Origin of the sequence: Nostoc sp. (assembly GCF_036919615.1) — a bacterium.
Taxonomy (GTDB): domain Bacteria; phylum Cyanobacteriota; class Cyanobacteriia; order Cyanobacteriales; family Nostocaceae; genus Nostoc.
Genome location: NZ_JBALCN010000037.1, coordinates 1 through 20,670 on the forward strand (window position 1 = coordinate 1; position 20,670 = coordinate 20,670).

Sequence of the window (20,670 nt, forward strand, 5' to 3'; positions counted from 1 at the left end):
TCTCAGCAATGGCTGAAACCTAAGCCTCACAATGGTTATAGCGTTTGCATTAATTCCTTAGCGTACAATTTTCCCGTTTTGGCACAGTCCTGCCATTATTGAGTAGCAGTTAGCACAGCGATAGCGTTACCACCCACTAAGAGCGATCGCCTACAAAACAAAGACTTTCCCGCAGTTCTTGCATTTGAAGCGTTGCTTGATTCCACGCTTGTCCTTTCCCCAACGGCTCAACTCGGTTGATTGGCACTGAGGGCAGGCGTTGATATCAGGTGTCGCTATCGGCTGTTGATTCTGTAATAGCTGCGCTGAATGAGACTGCATTTTCTCCTCCAGGTCAACAAGTAAAGTATTGCTAGTTTTCGTCCTGGATGGCTGCTCCAGCATTGCCTCAACTCTATCTTCCAGTACTGCTAGTCGCTCTAAAATATCTGCTATCACCTTGCTGCTATCAAAAACTGATTCATCAATGACAACACTGCTATCACTACCTGATTCACTGATAGCAGCACTGCTACCCAAGCTTGCTATTAGTTCCTGTAATGCCTGCAAAATAGCCTTTGTGTGTCCCTGGCGATGTAAGGTAGACAATTCCTTCACTGCTGTAACTAAGGCTGTGGGAACGCGAATCATTTGGCTTGCAGGGGTTTTTTCAGACATAGCGCTATCAGCTATTGCTAGCAACTAAGTGATATCAGATAGCAGTAAATCATAGCAGTTTCCCTTCGACTCTACCTCCCGGCTGAACCCCAAATCGCCCTTAAAAAGTCACTTTTTGAAAAAACTTGCAAGTGACAGGGTGAAATGAACATCTGTTCAGAAACGAATGGCACTAAGAAAAGCTGAAATGCTTATCCCTGTTTTGTCACTCTGGGAAAATAAAAATCAAAGCCAAATTTTGAGATGTAGATAGACCGGGCATTTGAGCGTTTATTTTCTAACACAATGGCTGAAATCACGGTTTTTTGGTAAAAGTCTTATGCTGTAAGCATTCCAAATTATTCTCTCCCGAAAGTGATAAAAGAGGGTTATACACCAATCTTGGCAATTGGGAAGCCACATCCTCCTTTTTGGCTACTAGTAGTCTGTCAATAAAAAATTGAGGGATACACGGACAGGGTAATCTATAGATACCCTTTTTCAAGCCTGATCAAGGTTTGGTAATAGCGATCGCAAAGCTTGTGAGAAATCCGGGAAATAGCGATCGCATACTTCCCAACACTGCTTTCTTCTATTAATGCCTGTAATGCTTATAGAGTCTAGCTTATAGCTTTTCTGAATGCCATTCTGTTCAGAAACCATTGGTCACAACTTAAGGTTGTAAGATAGTTGTCAAGGGAATTTTAGAAGGTGCTTGAAAGAAAAATTCCTCGGTTCCGCGCTGTTTATCAGGGAAAGGCGCGATAATTAACTTAATGTTGGGTTTTCGTTGTCGTTTAACAATGCCTAAATCCTGATTTTCTGGCGCAGCGAAATACTTGATAGGGTCAGAAGCTAGACCTTTTTGATGAGCAACATAAAAATAGTTAAGACAACGTTTGGAGAAGATCATATTGAACTAGCAGTCTCCCTAACAGCTTCTCGCAGCCGCACCACATCGCGTATCGGTGGTGTACCAAACAGCCGCTTGTACTCTCGGTTGAAGTGTGAGGCATCGTCATAGCCTACACGGTAAGCAGCACTGGTGGCATCAAGGTTTTGCCCCAGCATCAGACGGCGAGCCTCCTGGAGCCGCAGTTGCTTCTGAAACTGCAAGGGACTCAGTGCAGTGACAGACTTGAAGTGATGGTGGAAACCTGAGACACTCATTCCAAGCTCTCGTGCGATGCTTTCAATCCGAAGTGGCTGGTTAAAATCTTTACGAAGTCGCTCGACGGCAAGAGCGATGTGGTGGGTGTAGCCACTTAGAACAGCAATATGACGGAGCCGAGCCCCCTGCTCTCCTACCAAAAGTCGGTAAATGATTTCCCGTTTAATCAGTGGTGCCAGAACATGAGCTTCAGTAGGGGAATCTAGAAGTCTGACGAGCCGTACTACGGCATCCAACAGATTTGCATCCAGCGGACTCACGTCGATCGCTTTGACACTGGCACTTCTTTGTGCAGAGGGATAGCCCGCCTCAACCATGACTGAACCAACGAGGACGGGGTCGAGATCGAGGCGAACGCTCAGGTATGGCTTCTGTTTGGACGCTTCCAGAATTTGACTGACAATCGGCAGTTCCACCGTCGCCAGTAGATAATGCATCGGGTCGTACTGATAGCGATGGTCGCCTAGCAGGACTTCTTTGCTGCCCTGAGCAATCACACAAAAGGCAGGAATAGAGACCCCATGACAGAATTCCATAGGTGAAGAGGAACGTTTGAGGTGTAATCCTTTCAGCAGCTCGATCGTCCCATCCTGACGAATTGCCTGGGCAATCCGCTCAGTTAGTTCGTCCCGATTGGCTTGCGCTCGGTCTGCCTCACGTTTTGCCTGCGGGTCGTTCAGTAAATTCCTGTCGGACCTTTCACTTGTTTTTGCAGCGTTCATTTCCAATACCAGTTCAAACAGATTTTTGGACACATCAAGCTCTAGAAAAGGATTGGCAGTGCCAAGCCTATACAGAATCTATCGCGACTTGAATCGAAACAGGTGTAAGTTTGCAGGATTGTACAATGATCTTAGATGATCGTTTTATTGCTTGCTCTCTAGAATTCCTACAATGAAACTAAAGCAATGAAAAACGATTCCGGCTTCTTGTAAGCATCTGGATTTTTATCCAAGAGACAATTCAGGTTTGATAGGGCAAGAGATTCGCTGACTGACGACCCAAAAGATATCAAGGCTAACCTTGCTTCCTAAAAAATTTCCATCCCTACTACACAGAGCAGGTGATAAGTGCTCAATTTCTCCGATTGGACTGGCAACTGACATGACATTAAGTAAAGGAATTCAGAAAATGGACATCAAACAAAGTGGCTCACAGCCTTCCACCAAAGGATCGGCTGAGTATTTTATCAGCACGGTTCGCATTGACCCCCTGTTCTCAGCACCCGATCCAGCCCGCACATCTGGAGCCAGTGTCACGTTTGAGCCGGGCGCTCGAACCGCATGGCATACCCACCCGTTGGGACAAACCCTGATCGTAACGGCAGGCTGCGGTCTTGTACAGCGCTGGGGCGGTGTGATCGAGCAAATTCGACCGGGGGACACGATCTGGTTTGCACCGGGTGAGAAGCATTGGCACGGTGCTACACCAACCACGGCGATGACGCACATCGCCATTCAGGAACATCTTGATGGCAAGTTCGTGGACTGGATGGAACAGGTTAGCGATGAACAATACCAGAGCTAACCGTGAAGTAAGACAGTTCCGACCTTTAACTTAAAGAGAGGAGTTCAAAAAATGCAAAAGCGCAAACTTGGAAACAGCAATCTGGAAGTCTCGACGATCGGGCTGGGCTGCATGGGCATGAGCTGGTCTTACGGGCCGCCCAAAGACAAGCAGGAGATGATCTCCCTTCTCCGTGCTGGCGTTGAACGAGGTGTCACCTTCTTCGACACCGCTGAGGTTTACGGTCCGTTCTTGAACGAAGAGCTTGTGGGTGAAGCCCTCGCTCCGTTCTGCGGGCAAGTGGCGATCGCCACTAAGTTCGGTTGGGCACCTGGACCTGACGACGGGAACAGGTGGACTGTCTTAAACAGTCGGCCTGATCGCATCAAACAGGTCGCTGAGGCATCGCTCAAGCGACTCAAGGTCGAGGCTATCGATCTGTTCTACCAACATCGTGTCGATCCGAACGTGCCGATTGAAGACGTAGCGGGAGCGGTGAGTGACCTCATCCAAGAAGGCAAGGTGAAGCACTTCGGTCTTTCGGAAGCCGGGGCACAGACCGTCCGTCGCGCCCATGCAGTTCAGCCAGTGACTGCACTTCAGAGCGAATACTCGCTCTGGTGGAGAAACCCTGAAACCGAAGTGCTGCCGACCCTAGAAGAATTGGGCATCGGCTTCGTTCCCTTTAGCCCGCTAGGGAAGGGCTTTCTCACAGGCAAGATCGACGCAGATACGAAGTTCGATAATACAGATTTCCGCAGCACCGTCCCCCGCTTTAATCCAGAGAATCGTAAAGCGAATCAGGCGTTGGTTGATCTGCTCACTGAATTTGCCCAACAAAAGAGAGCGACCCCTGCTCAGATCGCGATCGCGTGGCTGCTGGCAAAGAAGCCGTGGATCGTTCCGATTCCCGGCACAACGAAGCTGCATCGCCTTGAAGAAAACCTCGGCGCGGTGGACATTGAACTTACGCCGGACGATCTTTGCGCCATTGAAAGTGCCTCCTCAAACATCAAGGTAGAAGGCGCTCGGTATCCGGAATTTCATGAACAGCTGACTGGCCGGTGAACGGCAGCCACCTCGCGCAAAACACTTTGAAGATACGTCTAAGAACGAAGCGTGTTTGGGAGTCGGGGTTATGCCATTTCAGTTGTAACAAAAGGAACCATGTATGAAAGCACTATTTTGTGCGACGTTGGCAGTTGTTGTGGCGCTCAGTGGATCTTCGTGGGCGCAATCCACAGAAAGGAAAAACGCAAGCCCTGGTTCTGCCAGGGAGACGTTAGTCGGAGCGTGGCATTTGCTCTGGCTGGACGAACCAGGAGCGGACGGGAAATTAAAGCGCATTACGGATGCGAAGGGTTCGCTGATCTACACGCCTGATGGACATATGTCAGTGCAGGTCATGTATGCAAAACCAGAGTCCGCTTCATCCAACAATCCTGTAGCGTATGCTCAGGGCGGGTATGAGGGTTCCTTCGGTCGCTACGACGTGAATGAAGCGGCGCATACGGTTACGCATCACGTGGAGGGAGCGAACGTGCGGGCACTGGTGGGGAAGGACCTTCCGCGCATGTATCAGTTTTCTGACGGGCACCTGATCATCAGATCGTCTCGGACAGACGAACACTGGTCGGTTACGTGGGAACATTACTGACCGATCTGCATTTTGGTCACCGTAGCAAACTACCCACACGAGACAAACGACTGCTGCAAGCCCGTGAACTGGATGGAACAGGTCAATATGAGGGGAAATCCAAATAACTCATCACTCATGTCAAAGGATAGAGTTGAAAGTTTCAGCGATGGGGTTTTTGCGATCGTAATGACCCTGCTTGTTCTCGAATTGCACGTCCCAGAGATTGCCGACCATTCCAGCTTTGGTCAGTATGCCGCCGCAATGGCACCGCTGATTCCGAAATTTGTCAGTTTCGTGCTGTCTTTTGTAATGGTTTCTATTTATTGGGTGAATCATCATTATTTTTTCCGCCATTTACGCAGTGTGCCGCTCGGACTGGTCTGGTTGAACAACCTTTTCTTGTTATCGATTTGTTTTCTTCCATTTCCAACTGCTTTTGTTGGCGATCATCCAACTGATCAATTTCCGATTCTTTTGTATGGTGTAAATTCGCTTATCAGTACATTGGCTATATATGGATTAAGAGGCTACGCAAGCTATAGAGGGCTTTTCACCGTTGATCATGAATCCGCAAAAGTTCTGGGACCAAGAAACAGCATTCCTGCGATCATCATCTACGTGCTATCAATTTTTTTAGTATTTGTGAATGTCTATCTGTCATTAGGCTGTTTTCTTCTCGTTCCAGTGCTTTATTTTGTGCCAAATCTAATTCGGTTTCAATGAAAAGACGGACTGCAAAAACCAACAATTGGTTATGAAAATAAGCATAAAAGTCAAAGACAAAACCGTTACAGCCACCTTGAACGATAACAAAACCACTCAGGATTTTATTTCCCTGCTGCCGTTAACTCTAACCTTAGAAGATTACGCGAGAACCGAAAAAATCAGTGATCTGCCAGAAAGGTTATCTACAGAAGATGCTCCCTCAGGTAGTGATCCTGCTATTGGAGATATTGCTTATTATGCTCCCTGGGGAAATTTGGCGATATTTTATAGAGACTTTGGGTATGCAAACGGACTCGTTATCCTTGGAAAAATAGATTCTGGCGTAGAGGCATTTAATGTACCTGGCTCTGTAGAAATGACAATCGAGCTTGCTCAGTAGAAACATGAAGGTCAGAAATGGTCATGTCGTCAGCAAAGGAGTACGTAGCATGAATCGAGCAAACAAGATTTTGAGAAGAAAATTTATCCGGCTATTCAGGTGATAAGAGCTAATGAAGTCAACGAAGCCTGGAGAAAAGTCGTCAATAAAGAAGCACGTTACAGGTACGTAATTGATACGGCGACTATCTAAAACTGACGCTTCGTTAAGCGTGATCGCACGAGAAGCGCCATTATCAAGTCCACGGCGACCCAAGCCTGCGGTGGTGAGGCTTTACATCACTAAATATAAACACGGAGGAAGGAAATGAAACTACTCGCGACGACTATCATGTCATTTTCTCTGCTTGCTTTGGTACACGCTCAGGCGGGTCAGACCCAAGTACCATCTGGCGGTCGCGCACAAACAGTAGAGGTTAGGCGAAATGGTTCGCAGCCTTCCACTAAAGGACCAGCCGAAAACTTTACAGGTTCCGTCCGCATCGACCCCTTGTTCTCAGCACGTGATCCATCACGCATGTCAGGCGGTAGTGTTACGTTCGAGCCTGGTGCGCGGACCGCATGGCATACTCATCCGTTGGGGCAAACCCTGATTGTGACAGCTGGATCTGGATATGTCCAGCAATGGGGCAGACCCATTCAGGAAATCAGACCCGGTGATGTGGTTCAAATTCCGCCAGGAGTGAAACACTGGCACGGAGCTACAGCCACCACAGTCATGACGCACATTGCCCTTCAGGAACAGCTTGACGGCAAGAATGTGGATTGGATGGAACAGGTCAGTGATGAGCAATACCGCAAGTGATCTCCGTATCCGAAATTTTTGGGAGTCGAGATGCACGTTTTTGGCTCTAATACCCGGTAATAAATCGTGGAAATCCTGATAAAAACTTCCCGAATAAACAACCCAAGGAGTAAAAAATGACAACGAACGAGAATGGAAACTACACAGGAAAAGTTGCGTTTGTGACTGGAGCAGCGAACGGCATCGGTCGAGCTACGGCGCTGGCGTTTGCACGTGAGGGCGCTAATGTGGTAGTTGCCGACGTTTCAGAACAGGGCAATCAAGAAACGGCGCGCATGATCGAAGACCTCGGCGGACAAGTGCTTGCCGTCAAGTGTGATGTGACGCGAACCGAGGACGTGACGGCGGCTCTTTCCAAGACCATCGAAACTTTCGGGCGGCTGGACTTTGCTTTTAACAATGCCGGTGTTGAACAGAAGAAGGCTCCGGCTGCGGAACTGGACGAGGCGGAATGGGATCGCATCGTCAACACCGACCTGCGGAGTGTCTTTCTATGCCTGAAGCACGAAATCCCGCTGATGCTCAAGCAAGGTGGCGGCGCGATCGTGAACACCTCTTCGGGCGCTGGGATCATTGGGATCAAAGGCAACCTCGCCTACACCGCCGCGAAACATGGCGTGATCGGCCTCACCAAAGCGGCGGCCCTCGACTACGCCTCGCAGAACATCCGCATCAACGCCGTGTGTCCTGGCTATATCGACACGTCGATGATGGATCGCTTTACCGGCGGCACTCCCGAAGGCCGCCAAAAGGTGGTCTCAGAGGAGCCGATTGGAAGGATGGGACAGCCCGAAGAAATCGCCAATGCCGTCGTCTGGCTGTGTTCGGATGCGTCCTCCTTCGTCGTCGGGCACGCCCTGGTCGTCGATGGCGGTCAAACGGTGTAGTGATGTTTGTCGCCAAGCGTAGACACCGTTGCAGTGAACGCGACAAATAGTGGAGATCACGCCAGACGGCGCTGACGATCCTTGTCACCTTATGCGCCCGTTCCATCCTCTCAAAGGCGTGAGACCAAAAAGAACCGTTCGCCACGACTCGGTGGCAGTGGCAAATAAGGAGGCAGTTTTGATGAAAAAGCTCATCGTGTTCTTGACACTGGTGTCTGTAATAATATTTAACCTTTCATGCATGTCGGATGCACAAACAATGAACAACGAGCAAACTTTAAACGCACCACAACAAAGCATCGTCACCATCGCCGCCCTTACCGCTAACGGCGATATGGAACATCTGTCTACTGCCCTAAATGAAGGGCTTGATGCTGGCTTGACGGTAAATGAGATCAAGGAGGTTTTGGTTCAACTGTATGCTTATGCGGGATTCCCGCGCAGTCTAAACGCCCTCAACGCCTTCATGAGCGTTCTGAAAGCAAGGGAGGCAAAGGGAATCAAGGACACAGCGGGCAGGGAAGCAAGCCCACTTTCTACCGATAAAAGTCGTCTCGAACTTGGAACAGAAATTCAGACGCGCCTTTCCGGAAGTCCGGTTGCTGGGGAAATCTATACTTTTGCTCCCGCCATCGATCAGTTTTTGAAAAGTCACCTGTTCGCAGACATCTTCGGGCGCGACAACCTGGACTTTCAAAGTAGAGAGATTGCGACCATTGCAGCTCTTTCGAGCATGAAAGGTGTCAACTCCCAACTGCAAGCACATTTTAGAATCGGCATGAATACTGGACTGACCAAGGCACAGATGAACAGTCTCGTATCCGTTCTCAAGTCCAAAGTCGGCAAGCCTGAAGCCGATAATGCTGTTGAAGTATTGGATAAGGTTTTAAGCAATAAATAGGTCTCAATAAAGGCTCCAAGCTATACCCCAGCCCTTAACGTGCCCAGTTCTATGTTCAATAAAGCTTCTCGGACATCTACGACTCCTCCCTCCGTGGCAGTACTGCTGCCGATTATCGGAGTGGTCTTCATTGCATACCTCGTCATTGGTCTGGCGCTGCCAGTACTCCCACTTCACGTCCACCAAGGACTAGGACTCAGCACCTTCGTAGTCGGTCTTGTTGCTGGTAGCCAATTTACGGCATCGCTGCTTTCGCGGATGTGGGCAGGCTACTACGCCGACAGCCGGGGAGCCAAACGCGCCGTTGTTGCTGGACTGCTGATTGCAGTTGCATCCGGGCTGTTCTACCTGCTATCGCTTCGCTTCGTTGGCAAGCCTGAAACTTCGGTCACAATTCTACTGATGGGTCGGGCGCTGCTCGGTGTGGCGGAGAGCTTCATCATCACAGGAGCGCTGAGTTGGGGACTTGCGCTCTTGGGTTCGCAGAACACAGGCAAAGTCATGGCATGGGTTGGAACGGCCCTCTATGCCGCGTTTGCGGTCGGCGCTCCGGTTGGCACTACCCTATACGCCCAATACGGTTTTGTGGCGATCGCGATTACCACCACCCTAATCCCGCTCGTCACCCTGCTGCTCGTCGCGCCGTGCCAAGCTGTTCCATCGATGCCCCAGACCCGCCCTGCATTCACCAGAGTAATGAGTGCTGTTTGGGTACCGGGTCTCGGTTTGGCGCTCAGTGGCGTTGGCTTCGGCGCGATCGCAACGTTCATTGTGCTGTTGTTTGCACAACATGGGTGGGGACAAGCCTGGCTCGCCTTTACCCTTCTAAGCATCGCCTTCATCGTCGGGCGCGTTGCCTTCGGTCACTTGCCGGACAAGATTGGTGGTGCTAAGGTCGCGTTGGTCTGCATCCTAATCGAAGCGATCGGTCAAGCGCTGATCTGGCTCGCGCCTGGGGCTACATTGGCGTTGTTTGGGGCGACCCTCACTGGTCTTGGCTACTCGCTCGTTTACCCTGGTTTAGGCGTAGAAGCACTGCGTCGTGTCCCGGCGTCAAGTCGTGGACTTGCGATGGGAGCCTACACCGCTTTTCTCGATCTGTCGCTGGGACTTGCCAGCCCTGCATTAGGATTGGTCGCGAGCGGGGGCAACTTGAGCGCGGTGTTCCTCGTCAGCACGCTGGTTGTATTGAGCGCTGGAGTTGTCGTCGTGCGGATGCTAAAGCCACCAACGATTACCCGACGACATCATCGGACAACGGGACTTCCAGGACGGAGGACATCAAGCAATCGCTTTAAATCAGGTCTCTAGAATAATTTAGGAAGAAAAGCAAATGCAGAAAAGAAAACTTGGAAACAGCAATTTAGAAGTTTCAGCGATCGGGCTGGGCTGCATGGGAATGAGCTTTTCCTATGGTCCGCCTGCCGATAAGGAGGAGATGATTTCATTGATTCGGTCAGCCGTTGATCGCGGCATTACGTTTTTCGATACCGCAGAAGTTTACGGTCCATTCACCAATGAAGAACTTGTGGGCGAAGCTCTCGCTCCCTTCCGCAACCAAGTAGCGATCGCCACTAAGTTCGGGTTCAGACCTGCTGACAACGGCGAATCAAGATGGAGTGAGTTGGATAGCCGACCCGAACATATCAAGCAAGCGGTGGAAGGTTCGCTCAAACGGCTCAAAGTCGAGGCGATCGATCTGCTCTATCAGCATCGAGTTGACCCGAACGTGCCGATTGAAGACGTGGCTGGAGCGGTGAAGGAATTGATTGGGTCAGGTAAGGTGAAGCACTTTGGACTCTCTGAAGCCGGCGTGCAAACGATTCGTCGCGCCCATGCAGTTCAGCCCGTGACGGCACTCCAAAGTGAATACTCGCTGTGGTGGAGGGAGCCTGAAGCGGAGATATTACCGACGATCGAAGAACTCGGAATCGGATTTGTTCCGTTTAGCCCTTTAGGTAAAGGATTCCTCACGGGCAAGATCAACGAAACCACGACGTTCGATAGTTCCGACTTCCGCAACACCATCCCGCGCTTTTCGTCGGAAGCTCGGAAAGCGAATCAGGTTTTGGTTGATCTACTTGGCAAGATTGCTGAACAGAAGCAGGCGACTCCGGCTCAAATCGCGCTTGCCTGGCTGCTGGCTCAGAAGCCTTGGATTGTGCCAATCCCAGGCACCACGAAGCTGTATCGTCTAGAGGAAAACATCGGCACAGCCTCGATTGAACTCACGTCTGACGATCTGCGTAACATCAATGACGTTGCCTCAAGAATCACGGTACAAGGGGCGAGATACCCCGAAAAGATGGAGCAAATGATTGATCGCTGAGCATCGATTGCAGTCTCTAGGACTGGCATAACCGCCCCTTAGTCACTTCCCCTGCTTGCTTTGACACAGCGGCATCGAGAGGAAACTTCAAAGAAGGAAAAGATATGACACAAGCTATCAAGGACAAGGTCGTCGTCATTACGGGCGCAAGCAGCGGGCTGGGCGAAGCAACCGCTCGGCTTCTCTCCGCGCAGAGCGCAATCGTTGTGCTGGGTGCCCGGCGCACCGACCGCCTCCAGTCATTAGCAGACGAGGTGTCTAGCAGTGGCGGCAAAGCACTCGCCGTAACTACAGATGTCACCAACTGCGACCAGGTGAAGAGACTGGTCGATGCAGCCGTGCAGACATATGGGCGTATTGATGTGATAATCAACAACGCCGGGCTGATGCCGCAGGCACCACTTGAGCGCCTCAAAGTCGATGAATGGAACCGGACGATCGATGTGAACATAAAGGGGGTTCTGTACGGCATTGCTGCGGCGCTGCCGTATATGCAGCAGCAGAAAGCCGGGCATATCATCAATGTCTCTTCTGTGGCTGGCCATAAGGTCGGGCCCGGCTTCGCGGTCTATGCGGCGACCAAGCACGCCGTGCGGGCCCTATCTGAAGGGCTGCGCCAAGAAGTGAAGCCCTACAACATCCGCACGACGGTAATCTCGCCAGGTGCGGTAGCCACGGAACTGCCGAACAGCGTGACCGAGCCGGACGTCGCCGAAAAAGTCCGCAAGTCCTATGAGATCGCGATTCCTGCCGATTCGTTCGCGCGGGCGGTCGCCTTCGCCATGAGCCAGCCGGAGGACGTGGACGTGAACGAGATCCTGTTCCGACCCACGAGCCAGGCGCTGTAAGCTCCCCCTGGCTTTGTACAGTTTCAGGGGCGGCTCGTGCAGCAATGCCGACTGCTCGCGCAGGGCAAAAAGACGTGGTTGAATACTGAATTTTTTGATGTTCACTCAAGTCCTACAGTATCTCGTTTGGGTTTGCGTTGTCCGACACGTTGGGAAGACTTTTTAGGCATTTGCTGTTGAGGGGGTGTTTCATCTGTCTTCTGTGCGTCCGTTTTCGCGGAAAACGGATATCCACTCCCCGCCGCGATGACTATTTGTTATACTCGCTCAAAAACTTCATCTTTTTCCCAATTAACTAATTCTTCCATTGTCCCAAGCTCTGCAAAAGCTTTGGCAGCTTTAAGGGTTGTATTCAAGTCTACGCAGGACTTAGCCGGATAAACACCTTCTTGTCCCCCAACTATCACGAATTCATCCATATCTGATTTAGATGGGTCAACAAGATAATGAAAACTCTCATTTAGCCCCGTAATTTTCGCTTGGTAAACAAGAAGTTTTTTATTATCTCTAAAACATCTCATCAAGCAACTGGGTAATGTCACGCTGATCCTTGTGGCGGTTATCGTCATAAATCATTAAAGTATCAAGCTTGCGGTGACGGCTGAGTTTTTGAACTTTCCGCACGTTTCCATCAGTGGCATCAAGGGCGGCGGTAATTGCACTGTGGCGGATGCGGTGAGGTGACATCTGCTTTTTGATGCCTGCTTTGTTGCATAGTTTTACTAGCATTTTGCGGATGCCGTCCCCGGTTAGCCTGTGGCCAGCATTGGCATAGTCCAGTGACACGAATAACGGGGAATCGTCCTGCACATTGGCTTTAGTTGCTAACCATTGATTAATTGCTTGCACCGTGCCCGTTCCCAGGTCGATTACCTCAGTCTGAGTTCCCCTTCCCTTACCCAAGATTCGCAGTGTTTTAGTCTCAGGATCAAAATCACTAATATTCAACTGGCTGACCTCGTTACGCCTCAAAGCATTCCCCCAAAGCAGCCGGAGTAAGGCATAGTCACGCTTACCCTTGGCGGTGGATAAATTGCACTGGTTGAGAATCACTTCAAATGTTGCCCGGTCAATTCCAGATGTATCACGGTACTTTTGCACCCGTTCGCTTTCTACATCTTCTAGACTGAAGTCGCACACACCCAACTTCCGCCCGGTCACTACCAGACTTTTGAGCGCTGCCAGTCGCCGGTTAACAGTGGCTTCCTTTAATCCCTTGCGGATCATTTGTGCTTTGTACTTCAACACCACAGAGATCGCCTGCTTTTGCTCAAGGTGGAGAAACTCCAGCACAACATCAGGTGTGGCAGGCTTGCCCGTCATTACCTTGAGAAAATCATTGATATCTTTTTCATAGGCTAGGCGGGTATTTTCGGATCGCTTGTCTGCCAAAAGTTGTGATAGCACGTCAGGGTCAGTGTCGAGGGTATAGAAGCTATCTCCAATTTTGGCATCAAGGGAGGCTTGTAAAACTTCAATAGACAGTTCACTCTCTAGTTCGTTTGTACTCATAATTAGTTCGCGATAATCGCTGTTTCCGAGAACACCCAGGTTTTATTAAACCCCGTCGCGGTGACGGGGTATTGTTCCATTTTTTAAAATGGCATCTCTCGCACTGCCTTTACTACTGCGATCGCATGATGAGCGGTGGTCCTCCAGTCGGTTGCATCGTCGTAGCCGGCTTTGATTTGTTCGTTTCCAAGCCACACGCGGCAAAATAACACGCTCTCATCGTCGCCTGGGGATGGCTGGATGGTCACGGGCTGTAGCAGCTGTTGAGGGGTGAGGGCTGCCACAGATGCGAATGGCACTAAGTTAAGCTGAAGAGTATACAGCGTAAGGATTGCAGAGGGGCAGGGGTGCAAGGGTGCAGAGGGGAATTTCTAAATATCCGAACGCAATACCTAAAACTTCTTGTTTCTCCCCTGCTCCTCTGCTCCTCTGCTCCTCTGCACCCCTGCTGCCTCAACGATTTTCCCTTTTCTTAGTGCCATTCGCCCTTTACTAAAGTGGGTGTCATGCCCACTTTCCAGGATGTAGAGCCTGTCCGCCTCGATGGTAGTAAGTAATTTGTGTACCTCTTTTCCCCGGCGATCGCATTTCTCAAAGCGCAAAGAAAGCAGGTATCCAGTCAAGGCCGTTGCCTTAACCGCGATCGCTTCCCCATTAATCAGCTGACTTTTCACGGTAAGTCCTCAAACCACGAAACAGCGTGGCTTTTTCCACAGTCTAATTCTCAATAACTCTAAGTTAATGAAAATAGGTAACGTAAAAGTTAGGGTTTGAGAAACCCTCAAAATAACCTTTTCCACATCCCGTGAAAAGTCAGATTAATCAGCGAGTACCAGAGCGATCCATGCTGACGATTGCAGTAAATTTTGCAGCTTCCTACATCGTTGTGCAATCCCAGCAAGGGGAAAGTTCATGCTGTCCAGGATAAGGCTGAGTAGCTGCTGCTGCGGGCGTGAGGGATGCGAGTAGTTGGGCTGTTTCGTTTGTCATTATTTGTTAGCTATTGTTAGCAGTTCGATCGCTAGGAACAATTGTTCCTAGCGATCGAACTGACTTTGCGGACGTTCAAACTATATTTTTATGACTTGGGCGCTCTTACACGAACGATCGCAACCTCTAACTACCTCCTCATGGCGCTGGCAGAATCCAATTTTTTGGATGTTGACCGATTGCTGAAAAAAAGGGCAAGTGGCACAATTAAGAATCATCTTTTACTCCTACGGGGTGAATGATTGGGCGATCGCGTTGATTGGTAGTCGGGCGATCGCCCTTTGAACTTAGTTACATAAACAGGCATGAAAGTCTTTGTTTGATTAGCTTTCTTTTATCTCTGTAACTATACTAAGTATACTATTAAATATCTGTAACTGTCACCTAGTTACCTATAAATAATTACCTATCTATAGGTAACTATCATCAAATTTTATGTAACTATTATTTAGTGAAAGATAAAAGTAGGTAACTATCACCGAACTCTCTATGTAACTATTGTCTAGTTACAGGTATGATAGTTACAGGTATGATAGTTACAGAGGTCAAATGGGGAGACAACCATCACTGCCATCGGTGGCGCAAGGCATTATAGAAACGAGTAAGGGAACGCTCGATTTATGCAACGACTGGGAACGCTGGCTCTCGTGGCTAGGAAACGCTGAATCATTCCGGTACGTTCCCAAAAGTACCGAGCCGGCCTACACGGTACGAAAAGAGAAAAGCACCAAGGGCGATGCTTTCTACTGGTACGCTTACCGGAAGTCGAGCGGTAAGCTGGCCAAATGCTATGTAGGGCTTGACCACGATTTAACGGTTGACAATCTGGAAGCGATCGCCCAAAAACTGACTGACAAGTTACAGAGGAAAGTTACAGAGAAAATACCTGTAACTACCTCAGTTGTTACAGATAAAATGTCTGTAACTAATGAGTCAGCAAAACAGTTACAGATGCAGATTGAAGAGTTACAGAGGCAGTTATCTGTAACTTTGGGAAAGTCGAAGAACTAGAAGCTGATTTGGAGGCTTCTAGGCAGTGCGAACGCGCGGCACCGCCAGATTATCAGGCAATACGCGATCGCACTCTCGGCAAACTGAAAATGGGTAGGCAGTCGGCGGCGGGGAAGGCAATAGAGGCTTTTATCAAGGAATTGGAGAAGTAGGCTATAGCTGAATGGCACTAAGAAAAGCTATAAGCTATGAGAAATAAGGATTACATTTAATGCCATTGAGCAGTAATCAGATGAGTGAGAGTCAGGCGATCGCTAACTGTGATTTACAGACGCAGCGAAATTTATCGGGCATCAAGGAGAGATGTTTCAAAAATAGGAACCGCATGAATTACGTAAACAATTACAAACTGCTTAATTGATAAGCGTTTCCGCTTTTCTTAGTGCCATTCGGCTATAGCTCAACTGTAGACGCCCAAAAGCCTTGGAAATCAGGTTTTTGGGCGTTTTTGGTGGGTTCACTGGTGGCGTCTACAGTTGCCCAAAACCCGCTCTCAGTGGGTTTTTCGGCGTCTACGCCCCTCCGTGACGGGTTGTAAAAAGTGTAGACAGTGTAGACAGGGTATAGCGTGAGAATAGGGGATATACACTCGGCAATAAACGTGGGCTACACTCGGCTTCTAATTGCACTAACCTCACACATACAATGGATTTGCTTTTCTGTAGGCACGTTGTAGATTAAGTGTAGACGGTTGCCTACACTTACGAAGACCACTTCCAACCAAGGCGATCGCTCACCCCGTCCACTTCTCCCAGACCCCGATCAGCCATTGCTCGGAACATAATACGGATATCCTCAGCGCTCACATCAGCGAACAGACGGATGGACTGTTGCAGCGTCCGCGCCTTGAGCAGTTCCCCCACGTGGGATTGACCCCAGGTGAGGATAGCTTGCTCGTATTCATTGAGGGGTTGCTGTGACGTGGTTGGGGTGTCATTAGTGCTGTTGTTGGTACTGGGTGGCTCTTGCGTCGCACCCATGCCCCAAGTGCTTAAGTCCAATTCACACGGGCAATCATCGACCAGAAACCGTTTCTTTCCTCCAGTTTTTAGCCATTGCTCCAATTGGGGAGACTTGAGAGCAGTTCGAGCGTAGTCTTGTGCTTTTTTGCCTAGCCGGATACGCACAAAGCAAGTATCTAGGATGTCAGCGTCGCCTTCGAGGGCAAAGTTAGACGCGGTGTCGTTCTGCGCTAAAACCATGATGAATTGCTTGCGCTTGCGTCCTACTTTGGCGTGTTGCCTGATCCATTCTCTTGCGTTGTCGCAATCAGCAAGTACCGGGAACTCTTCAGCGATGTAGAACTGTGCAAACTCTTGGGGAACGTCCTTAGATACTGTCTTGCGGTACACTCGCATCTTTTCTAGATGGTCGAGCGCAAGACCCATAGCCTTGTTTACTTCCGGCAATCCCCCATCACCGATGAGGTTGTCGCCTTCCACCCATGCCCAATCACCTTTGGCTGAGTCAACGTCGTAAACGACGACCTGACCGCCAATGCGGGTTGAGAAGTACTGAGCTTGGGTTGATTTTCCGTCCCCAGTCCCGCCAACCAGCGCAACGTGTTTCTGAACTCGGTTAACGTACTCTATCGGGTCTGTAATTAGGTTTTCCGGCTGCCAATTGGGATTGATTGCGTTGACTGTGACAGCTAACTGTGCAGTGGGTTGGGTTTGCTTATTCATCCAGGATTGAAAGTTTAGGCGGGATACCCGGTCGATATCTAAGAGCGATTCTTGCAGTAATTTTGCTGTGTGGCGTTGCCGTCGTCCTACCTCCAGTGTGGCGACTGATGCCCCAAGTAACCACGTCTTACAGTGTTTTACGCTCTTGTCTGAGGAAACTCCTAAAGAGAGCAACCCCAGGCTAATGGCTAAACTTCCCCAGGATGACCACTTGGCACGGGCGTACATTTGTAGGTGTTGACTCAGTTGTGACGGGTGCAATTCGGTCATAGTCCTAGCAACACCCCCAACGCCACTAATCCCACACGGAATAGCAGTACTTTATCCACCTCTGGCACTGCTTCCCGTAAATAACAGAGAACAGCACCAGCGACGGCTAGCACTCCCAACACTAAGAGCCGGAGAAATGATGGCATTGGCAGGCTTACCCAACAGCTGCTAAACAGCGCGGGAATCGTTATGTGTGCCGCAAGGTGAAAAGCCAAGTCCGGTAAATTGTCCGGTAGTGCGATCGCGTCCACCCAACCACGTCGAAAAAGGTCTAATCTGCTGGGTTGTTGGGGTGTAGTGGAGAGTGGGGCGAAATTGCCCCGAACGCTTGGAATTTCAACTGTGATTTTCTGCTGATTATCTACCTCTGCCATAGGTCACTCCATCTTTGAATGATTTGAAATCCGACTGGCAGCTACTCAAATCCCTCTGTACCTGCTGAATACTGGCTTGACGGTCGCTTGCCTGCTCTTGATACCAAAATGTGAAACCTACCGCTGATACTGCAATCAGTAGCCAAGTTAAATTGTTTTCACTTTTCATAAAACTTGAGGCCCCCAGGAATTGGAGGCTTGATGGTTAATCTGCGTCTAGAATCGCGTTGAAGTTATAAACCGAGTTATCAAGCGGCTGTGGATCTGGTTGAGGCATTGGTTCCAAGCTGGCGCTGATTCCATACTTGATTTCCGATTCACACGCAGCTAAGTGCAAATCAAAATCAAGTTCTTGGGCTGCTAGCTCAGCAGCCGCTTCGTACCATTCTGGGGGAATACTGCTACTTTGCATCGGCTTGCCCAACCCTTGACTGTCCGTAGCCGCTGGTTTGGGTGAGTCGGTCATTGATTCGGTTGATGACTTCGTTCTCGCTTGTGGGCAGTGGCTTGCCTTGAAGATATGCAGCAGAAATTTCAGCGCACTCTTCAGCCGTGGCCCCATTGGCTAATAACTGACCCTCTGGAAATCCAACTTTGTGGATCTCATTGCTTGGATATTCTGATTGGTTCATAATTCTCTTGTTGTGTAGTTTTCAATCGGTGGAGACTACCCATTGAGAGGCGATCGCCCAACTGCCTCTTAGTGCGATCGCTTGTCATTATTGGGCAGGTCTAAAAATCTGGCTTGCTAGGAGTTGTGGATAAATCGACTGGGTACGCTTGACCATACCCCACAGGTGAACTTTTGCGGGTGCGGAGGTCAACGGCTTTGGTTTTTGAAACTTTAATCATCAATCGCGAACCATCGGCGGCGGGTGAGAAAGGCTGATAGTTTTCAATGGCATCCCAATTAACAGGATCTTTGGCGACGTGAGCGGTGTAAAGCACGTTCGTCATGGATGAAAGCACTGCGCCCGTAGGGATGCCCACGAGTTTGCGGGCTTTCTTTGCCTTGTCTTGGGGTTGTTTGTTGGCTCCGTTGCTATTGTTTTGCTGAGTAATACCGTTATTCTTTGCGGTGTCTGTGGCTTCCATAGATTTTGTTTAGGTGATTTTAGACATGAAAATCTGACACGGTGACTTGGTTATAAGTCCCGTGTGATAAAGGTTTTGCGCGTTTATGGGTTGTTGATGATAGCATAGTTGACGTGTGCTGCCACTGTCAACACTAGGCTGCAAAATCTTATGCTTAAGCTACAGGTTTTATGCTTGGATTATGGTGTAGACAAGTGTTGATAATGGCAACCAGGAAACCAAGAATCATGTTCACTTGCTCCGAAGAAATTAAACAGACTTTGGAGCTTTGGTCAGAAGAGGAGGGAAGAACAGTTAGTAATTTAGTTGAGCGAATTGTTGCTGAGGCGATCGCAACCAGACAGCAAAAACCACCCACCTCCTCATCCAAAAAGAGCAAGGGGGCAGGGACAGCATGAGCGCAGAGTAACTAACCCAATATGCAGCATGACACACATTAACACTTGTGCAATTACTGGCTATCGATCTATAGTCAGTTATGGTGACACAATAGGCTAGATGCACAGTATTAACATTTCTTGCCGCTATGCCTAATGAAGAAGAAAAAATTATTTCGTTAAGAGTCTTTATGCCTGAATCGTTACGCAATAATTTCAAAGCGGTTTGTGCCAAGCAAGGAAAGAATATGAGCGAGGTAGTCTCAGATTTTGTCAGGGACTACGTAGCTGAACACGACTCCTCTTCGCCTAAGAAGGGCAAGGGGGTAGCATGACCGCAGAGCGCCTAAACCAGATGGAGGATGAAATGGAAACCATCAAAGAGCTACTAATTTCAACGGCAAGGATGGCTGAAAGAAACAGTGAATCCATTAATCGCTTAGTAGAGCGGATGGATCAGGCAACGAGTAACGTTGACCGTCTGGCAGTTGCTCAACTAAATGCTGAAGAACGGCTTGACCAATTGACAGCACTGATGACACGGTTTGTTGAAAACGCAGAAGCTGACCGGGCTGTAATGAGGGGAATTCAGACCGAAAACCAGCGCATCCTCCAATACTTATTTGGGCAACAAGGGGAGGGTCAAACATGACCTCGACCAATCACACTTCAGGAACCGTGGTTCCTGAATTTGCTGATTCTTCTAACGAGTGACCACAAATCTAGCTATTTCAATCATTCGGTAAACAGCTATGGAATAAACGATTACGCTTTTTTATCCAGTTCAAACTGACAAGCTAGATCCGTATTGCGCTAGAAAATCCTGGTTGAAATGGATCGCGGATCGAAGGTTTGCGATCGCACTTCAGGAACCGTGGTTCCTGGACTTTTTACCGCGATGCTTACGGCGGCAAGCTACGCACCGTTAACAGGCATTAACTTTTGTGAATTTACCCACGGAAGAATCAGCCTTTCGACCCTCTTCATGTCCAGTAGTGGACATCTACAACCCTCAAACCCTGATTCTGTCGTTCCATTCAAGAACAATTGTTCCTGGGCTATTTACCACTTTCATGATAGATACCAAGTAATCTATTTGGATTTATCCAACGGCTATTTAGCAAAAAAGAAAGGCGACTGCTTTTAAATCAAATTAAGCATAGATGTATATTTTTTGCTGTTTCAGCAATGTAAACAGTTGAATTATCCTATCGAACACTTATAAAGTAGTGGAAAGAGCATTTTAAAGCTCGAACTTGAACTATCAACTTTAAAAGTCACCAGGCGAAACTGTTATGAGAGGCGATCGCCCCAATTTTATTAACTTTTTTAAAGTTTGAGTTTAGGAAATAAATAAGGTTAGAAAAATTACTTTCTCAATTGGGCTGGCAAATCAGTTTGATTGTCCTAAAATGTTAATATAATACACCCGTACTGAGTGTTATATTATGAGCAAACATCATGTTGGTGTCACTACCAAATTAAAAGGAGATGACGTTATGAAATTAGAATTCATAGCTAAGGAAAAGG

The 20,670-nt window shown here is 48.9% G+C and carries 31 protein-coding genes and 1 pseudogene; 18 read left to right on the plus strand and 14 right to left on the minus strand.

Going from position 1 to position 20,670, the window contains the following annotated elements; genetic code table 11:
- Positions 1-150: 150 nt before the first annotated feature.
- From V7K48_RS11310 to V7K48_RS11325, 4 genes and pseudogenes are all read right to left on the minus strand, one after another.
- Entirely contained in the window at positions 151-657 is a 507-nt protein-coding gene (locus tag V7K48_RS11310) for an IS1/IS1595 family N-terminal zinc-binding domain-containing protein (protein ID WP_335072400.1), read from the minus strand.
- A 480-nt stretch (positions 658-1,137) separates the two neighbouring features.
- Positions 1,138-1,299, minus strand: a complete 162-nt coding sequence (locus V7K48_RS11315) for a hypothetical protein (RefSeq protein ID WP_335072402.1) — start codon at positions 1,297-1,299, stop codon at positions 1,138-1,140.
- Between the two features lie 10 nt (positions 1,300-1,309).
- A pseudogene (locus V7K48_RS11320) lies at positions 1,310-1,534 on the minus strand (IS4 family transposase); the annotation flags it as partial.
- A gap of 11 nt (positions 1,535-1,545) precedes the next feature.
- Positions 1,546-2,529, minus strand: a complete 984-nt coding sequence (locus tag V7K48_RS11325; RefSeq protein WP_335072474.1) for an AraC family transcriptional regulator — start codon at positions 2,527-2,529, stop codon at positions 1,546-1,548.
- Between the two features lie 382 nt (positions 2,530-2,911).
- On the opposite strand from V7K48_RS11325, the gene V7K48_RS11330 reads away from it, so the two are divergent.
- The 12 genes from V7K48_RS11330 (at position 2,912) to V7K48_RS11385 (ending at position 11,826) form a co-directional block, all read left to right on the plus strand.
- Positions 2,912-3,334: a (R)-mandelonitrile lyase gene (locus V7K48_RS11330; RefSeq protein ID WP_335072404.1), complete on the plus strand. Its 423-nt coding sequence runs from the start codon at positions 2,912-2,914 to the stop codon at positions 3,332-3,334.
- Between the two features lie 51 nt (positions 3,335-3,385).
- Positions 3,386-4,381, plus strand: a complete 996-nt coding sequence (locus tag V7K48_RS11335; protein WP_335072406.1) for an aldo/keto reductase — start codon at positions 3,386-3,388, stop codon at positions 4,379-4,381.
- Between the two features lie 103 nt (positions 4,382-4,484).
- The gene (locus tag V7K48_RS11340) at positions 4,485-4,970 is read left to right on the plus strand and encodes a lipocalin-like domain-containing protein (RefSeq protein ID WP_335072408.1); all 486 of its coding nucleotides are present in this window, start codon (positions 4,485-4,487) and stop codon (positions 4,968-4,970) included.
- Entirely contained in the window at positions 4,955-5,077 is a 123-nt protein-coding gene (locus tag V7K48_RS11345; protein WP_335072410.1) for a hypothetical protein, read from the plus strand. The genes V7K48_RS11340 and V7K48_RS11345 overlap by 16 nt, the downstream gene beginning before the upstream one ends.
- Positions 5,078-5,087: 10 nt before the next feature.
- Positions 5,088-5,675, plus strand: a complete 588-nt coding sequence (locus V7K48_RS11350) for a TMEM175 family protein (protein WP_335072412.1) — start codon at positions 5,088-5,090, stop codon at positions 5,673-5,675.
- Between the two features lie 31 nt (positions 5,676-5,706).
- Positions 5,707-6,057 carry a cyclophilin-like fold protein gene (locus V7K48_RS11355; protein WP_335072413.1) on the plus strand — a complete coding sequence of 117 codons (351 nt, stop codon included), beginning with the start codon at positions 5,707-5,709 and terminating at the stop codon, positions 6,055-6,057.
- Between the two features lie 330 nt (positions 6,058-6,387).
- Entirely contained in the window at positions 6,388-6,861 is a 474-nt protein-coding gene (locus V7K48_RS11360) for a (R)-mandelonitrile lyase (RefSeq protein ID WP_335072415.1), read from the plus strand.
- A gap of 116 nt (positions 6,862-6,977) precedes the next feature.
- On the plus strand, positions 6,978-7,748 hold the full coding sequence (locus V7K48_RS11365) for an SDR family oxidoreductase (protein ID WP_335072417.1): 771 nt from the start codon (positions 6,978-6,980) through the stop codon (positions 7,746-7,748).
- A gap of 181 nt (positions 7,749-7,929) precedes the next feature.
- A complete protein-coding gene (locus V7K48_RS11370) occupies positions 7,930-8,649 on the plus strand; it encodes a carboxymuconolactone decarboxylase family protein (RefSeq protein WP_335072419.1) in 720 nt (239 codons plus the stop codon).
- Between the two features lie 51 nt (positions 8,650-8,700).
- Complete coding sequence (locus V7K48_RS11375; RefSeq protein ID WP_335072421.1) at positions 8,701-9,960, plus strand: arabinose transporter; 1,260 nt, start codon at positions 8,701-8,703, stop codon at positions 9,958-9,960.
- Between the two features lie 22 nt (positions 9,961-9,982).
- A complete protein-coding gene (locus tag V7K48_RS11380) occupies positions 9,983-10,978 on the plus strand; it encodes an aldo/keto reductase (RefSeq protein WP_335072423.1) in 996 nt (331 codons plus the stop codon).
- Positions 10,979-11,082: 104 nt separating this feature from the next.
- Positions 11,083-11,826, plus strand: a complete 744-nt coding sequence (locus tag V7K48_RS11385) for an SDR family oxidoreductase (RefSeq protein WP_335072425.1) — start codon at positions 11,083-11,085, stop codon at positions 11,824-11,826.
- Between the two features lie 257 nt (positions 11,827-12,083).
- On the opposite strand, the gene V7K48_RS11390 is transcribed toward V7K48_RS11385, so the two are convergent.
- The 4 genes from V7K48_RS11390 to V7K48_RS11405 all read right to left on the minus strand — a co-directional run bounded on the left by V7K48_RS11390 (position 12,084) and on the right by V7K48_RS11405 (position 14,012).
- On the minus strand, positions 12,084-12,347 hold the full coding sequence (locus V7K48_RS11390) for an Imm1 family immunity protein (RefSeq protein WP_335072427.1): 264 nt from the start codon (positions 12,345-12,347) through the stop codon (positions 12,084-12,086).
- The gene (locus V7K48_RS11395; protein WP_335072429.1) at positions 12,334-13,338 is read right to left on the minus strand and encodes a tyrosine-type recombinase/integrase; all 1,005 of its coding nucleotides are present in this window, start codon (positions 13,336-13,338) and stop codon (positions 12,334-12,336) included. Before V7K48_RS11395 ends, V7K48_RS11390 begins: the two co-directional genes overlap by 14 nt.
- A gap of 83 nt (positions 13,339-13,421) precedes the next feature.
- On the minus strand, positions 13,422-13,637 hold the full coding sequence (locus V7K48_RS11400) for a hypothetical protein (protein ID WP_335072431.1): 216 nt from the start codon (positions 13,635-13,637) through the stop codon (positions 13,422-13,424).
- A 93-nt stretch (positions 13,638-13,730) separates the two neighbouring features.
- On the minus strand, positions 13,731-14,012 hold the full coding sequence (locus V7K48_RS11405; RefSeq protein ID WP_335072433.1) for a hypothetical protein: 282 nt from the start codon (positions 14,010-14,012) through the stop codon (positions 13,731-13,733).
- Between the two features lie 865 nt (positions 14,013-14,877).
- Between V7K48_RS11405 and V7K48_RS11410 the strand changes: the two genes are divergently transcribed.
- On the plus strand, positions 14,878-15,339 hold the full coding sequence (locus V7K48_RS11410) for a hypothetical protein (protein ID WP_335072435.1): 462 nt from the start codon (positions 14,878-14,880) through the stop codon (positions 15,337-15,339).
- A gap of 8 nt (positions 15,340-15,347) precedes the next feature.
- Positions 15,348-15,491 (plus strand): hypothetical protein, encoded by a 144-nt coding sequence (locus tag V7K48_RS11415; RefSeq protein WP_335072437.1) that lies wholly within the window; start codon positions 15,348-15,350, stop codon positions 15,489-15,491.
- 549 nt (positions 15,492-16,040) lie between these two features.
- Here the strand turns inward: V7K48_RS11415 and V7K48_RS11420 are convergent.
- From V7K48_RS11420 to V7K48_RS11445, 6 genes are all read right to left on the minus strand, one after another.
- Positions 16,041-17,294 (minus strand): hypothetical protein, encoded by a 1,254-nt coding sequence (locus V7K48_RS11420; RefSeq protein ID WP_335072439.1) that lies wholly within the window; start codon positions 17,292-17,294, stop codon positions 16,041-16,043.
- The gene (locus V7K48_RS11425; protein WP_335072441.1) at positions 17,291-17,668 is read right to left on the minus strand and encodes a hypothetical protein; all 378 of its coding nucleotides are present in this window, start codon (positions 17,666-17,668) and stop codon (positions 17,291-17,293) included. Before V7K48_RS11425 ends, V7K48_RS11420 begins: the two co-directional genes overlap by 4 nt.
- Positions 17,652-17,837, minus strand: a complete 186-nt coding sequence (locus V7K48_RS11430) for a hypothetical protein (RefSeq protein ID WP_335072443.1) — start codon at positions 17,835-17,837, stop codon at positions 17,652-17,654. Before V7K48_RS11430 ends, V7K48_RS11425 begins: the two co-directional genes overlap by 17 nt.
- A gap of 36 nt (positions 17,838-17,873) precedes the next feature.
- On the minus strand, positions 17,874-18,134 hold the full coding sequence (locus V7K48_RS11435; RefSeq protein ID WP_335072445.1) for a hypothetical protein: 261 nt from the start codon (positions 18,132-18,134) through the stop codon (positions 17,874-17,876).
- On the minus strand, positions 18,070-18,300 hold the full coding sequence (locus tag V7K48_RS11440; protein ID WP_335072447.1) for a hypothetical protein: 231 nt from the start codon (positions 18,298-18,300) through the stop codon (positions 18,070-18,072). The genes V7K48_RS11435 and V7K48_RS11440 overlap by 65 nt, the downstream gene beginning before the upstream one ends.
- Before the next feature lie 100 nt (positions 18,301-18,400).
- The gene (locus V7K48_RS11445) at positions 18,401-18,763 is read right to left on the minus strand and encodes a hypothetical protein (protein WP_335072449.1); all 363 of its coding nucleotides are present in this window, start codon (positions 18,761-18,763) and stop codon (positions 18,401-18,403) included.
- Positions 18,764-18,990: 227 nt separating this feature from the next.
- On the opposite strand from V7K48_RS11445, the gene V7K48_RS11450 reads away from it, so the two are divergent.
- From V7K48_RS11450 to V7K48_RS11465, 4 genes are all read left to right on the plus strand, one after another.
- Positions 18,991-19,161 (plus strand): ribbon-helix-helix domain-containing protein, encoded by a 171-nt coding sequence (locus tag V7K48_RS11450; protein ID WP_335072451.1) that lies wholly within the window; start codon positions 18,991-18,993, stop codon positions 19,159-19,161.
- A 128-nt stretch (positions 19,162-19,289) separates the two neighbouring features.
- Positions 19,290-19,475 (plus strand): plasmid partition protein ParG, encoded by a 186-nt coding sequence (locus V7K48_RS11455; protein WP_335072453.1) that lies wholly within the window; start codon positions 19,290-19,292, stop codon positions 19,473-19,475.
- Complete coding sequence (locus V7K48_RS11460) at positions 19,472-19,792, plus strand: hypothetical protein (protein ID WP_335072455.1); 321 nt, start codon at positions 19,472-19,474, stop codon at positions 19,790-19,792. Before V7K48_RS11455 ends, V7K48_RS11460 begins: the two co-directional genes overlap by 4 nt.
- A 180-nt stretch (positions 19,793-19,972) precedes the next feature.
- Entirely contained in the window at positions 19,973-20,287 is a 315-nt protein-coding gene (locus V7K48_RS11465) for a hypothetical protein (protein ID WP_335072457.1), read from the plus strand.
- Positions 20,288-20,670: the final 383 nt, after the last annotated feature.